Below are 2,678 nucleotides of genomic sequence, written 5' to 3'. Positions count from 1 at the left end.
CAACCGTGTAGCCGATCCGACCATCGCCGCTCAGCGTGAAGCCCTGGTCCTCTTCAAGCGAGGGAAGATTGATGGTCGACGGCATGGGCGAGCTCCTGAATGTGCATGGTGCGCCGCAAAATCACGAACGGATGTCTATTGTTCCGGCATGTATCGGCTAAGAAAGTCTGTCCCTCGAACCCGGCCGCAGACCTGAAAACCTGCAAGTCTGCAAGCAAACCTAGAGAGTGCCGTCTGAGGCTGCAACCGGAATTTACCTTGCCGCGGAGTAGTTGGACTGTTCGGCAGAAAAAGCGCGGTCCGCATTGCCATCTCCATCTCAAGTGCGCAATGCGGGCCTTCCGGGTGAACGATCGCAGGCGTGCCGCGATCGTTCACCCGGGAGGCGCCGGTCACGGCCTCGGGACGGTCTCACGCCACCAGGAAATCCGCCGCGCCGAGGGACGGCGTGCCGGCGAGGGTGGCGAAGTGGAGGGCGGCGTCGCCGCCGATGCCGTCGGCGTCGTACCAGAGGACGCCGTTCGACGTGTCGTAGATGATCCGGTCGTCGGCATCGCCGGCCGCCGGGCCGATGGCGAAGGCGGAGCCCGCCAGCGCGCCGGGGGCAAGCGCGGTGAAGATCGCATCGTCCAGTTGGAGGATGTCGATGCCCGAGACGAAGTCGGTGACCGTGTCGGCGCCGGTGGCGGGCGCCGCGTCGAAGACGAAGCTGTCGGCATCCGCCCCGCCGGTGAGGGTGTCCGCCCCACCGCCGCCGGCAAGACGATCGGCACCGATTCCGCCGGACAGGGTGTCGACGCCGTTCTGGCCGTAAAGCGTGTCGTCGCCGTCCTGCCCTTCGAGGAGATCGCGGCCGTCGCCGCCGAACAGCGTGTCGTTGTCGTTGCCGCCGTCGAGCGTGTCGTTGCCGTCGTTGCCGCGCAGGATGTCGTCGCCGTCGCCGCCGGAGACCGTGTCGTTGCCGTCCAGGCCCTTGAGCACGTCGTTGCCGCCAAGGCCGGCGAGCGTGTTGGCGGCGCCGTTGCCGGTGATCGCGTTGGCGAGCCCATTGCCGGTGCCGTCGAGGGCGGCCGTGCCGGTGAGGCGGAGGTTTTCCACGCCGTCAGTGAGCGTGTAGCTGATCGACGCCTCGACCGTGTCGATGCCGTCACCGCCGGTCTCGTCGACGATGTCGCCGGTGTGGTTGACGATGTAGGTGTCGTTGCCCTTGCCGCCGAGCATGGTGTCGGCGTTGCCGCCGCCGTCGAGCAGATCGTTGCGGCTGCCGCCCTCCAGCCTATCGAGGCCGCCGCCGCCGAGCAGCACGTCGTCGCCGCCAAGGCCGCGCAGGGTGTCGCCGGCGCGGCCGCCGCGGATGGTCTGGCCGATCCCGGAGCCGTCGCGGACCACGGGCCCGGTCGGGGCCTGGCCGTAGATCACGTAGGCAGCTCCAAAGCCGTCACCCGGGTTCCACCAGTTTACCCCCTGCTCGGGCACACCGACGATCACATCGGAATAGCCGTCGCCATTGACATCGCCGGCAAGTGCCACGCTTGCGCCCGCAAAGGGTCCCTCGTTGCCGACCGATCCCGCGTAGAGTTCGAGGCCGACATCCGCCGGAATGTTATAGCCACCGCTGAGCGACATGTCGGAAAAGCCGGAGGCCTTGCCGAAGATGATCCACGCCCTTCCATCGTAAAACGGGCCGAGATCCTCGTCGACCCACAGCTCCGTGGGCGCGCCGACGATGAGGTCGTCGAAGCCGTCGCCATTGAAATCGCCGGCGGAGGAGACGCTGATGCCGATATTGTCCTCGAACCCGCTGCCGCGGAGGGAGAAGCCCTGATCGGGGGTAAGGGTCGTCAGGTCGATGTCGTCGAAACCCGACGTCTTGCCGAAGATCACATAGGACCGGTCCCATTGCGGCTGGCCCGGCGAACCGACAATGAGGTCGTCCAGACCGTCGCCGTTGATGTCGCCAGCGGAGGCAAAGCGCCCGGGCGCATCGGTGTTGTAGCGCCGGTGATCGCGAAGCCCTGTCCCGCCTGCAGGTCGGCAAGGTCGATCTCGCCGGACTGGCCGCCGAAGACGAGCTTGAGGCGGCTGTTCGGTGTGCCGGACGCGGCGTCGTCGACGAGAAAATCACCGATGCCGTCACCGTTGTAGTCGCCGGCGGCGGCAACGACGAGAGTGCCGCCGTCGCCGCGGATCACCAGGTCGGCGCCGGCCGCGATGTCGTCGAGATCGGAAGCGGCCGCCAGCGTGTCCGCGGACACGACATACATGCGGGCATCGCCATCGGATGCATCCGTATCGCCGACGAAGAATTCCGTTTCGCCGTCTCCGTCAATGTCGCCGGCGGCAGCGATGCTTTCGGCCCCCGCGATCACGAAGCCCGCGGCGGCCGGAAGGTTTGCAATGTCGGTGTCCGAGGCGTTTGTCGCGGAACCAAGGAAGATGATGCTGTCGCCTTTCGACGAAATCGCAAAGTCGTCGAAGCCATCATTGTTGATGTCGCCGAGTGCCGCCGGAAGGGCCGTCAGATAGATGGAGTGAGAGTTGTCCGTAATGCGAAAACCGCTGTCCCCGTCAAAATCATCGTGCTGGACATTGCTGGTCCGGTCGGCGCTTCCGTAGACCACGTAAATCGGCGTTGGACTGCCCCCCAGTAATAATAATCATCAAAGCCGCGAACGCTA

Annotated in this window: 2 protein-coding genes; both read right to left on the bottom strand. The window is 65.9% G+C overall.

All coding sequences use genetic code 11. The features are described 5' to 3' along the window. Positions 1–411 precede the first annotated feature (411 nt). The gene (locus A6302_RS19935) at positions 412–1,953 is read right to left on the bottom strand and encodes a hypothetical protein (RefSeq protein WP_425349183.1); all 1,542 of its coding nucleotides are present in this window, start codon (positions 1,951–1,953) and stop codon (positions 412–414) included. Continuing rightward, the gene (locus A6302_RS19930) at positions 1,881–2,621 is read right to left on the bottom strand and encodes an FG-GAP-like repeat-containing protein (protein WP_069308475.1); all 741 of its coding nucleotides are present in this window, start codon (positions 2,619–2,621) and stop codon (positions 1,881–1,883) included. Before A6302_RS19930 ends, A6302_RS19935 begins: the two co-directional genes overlap by 73 nt. Positions 2,622–2,678 lie beyond the last annotated feature (57 nt).

Source organism: Methylobrevis pamukkalensis (assembly GCF_001720135.1).
Classification (GTDB): domain Bacteria; phylum Pseudomonadota; class Alphaproteobacteria; order Rhizobiales; family Pleomorphomonadaceae; genus Methylobrevis; species Methylobrevis pamukkalensis.
This window is presented reverse-complemented; position numbering and strand designations above follow the sequence as displayed.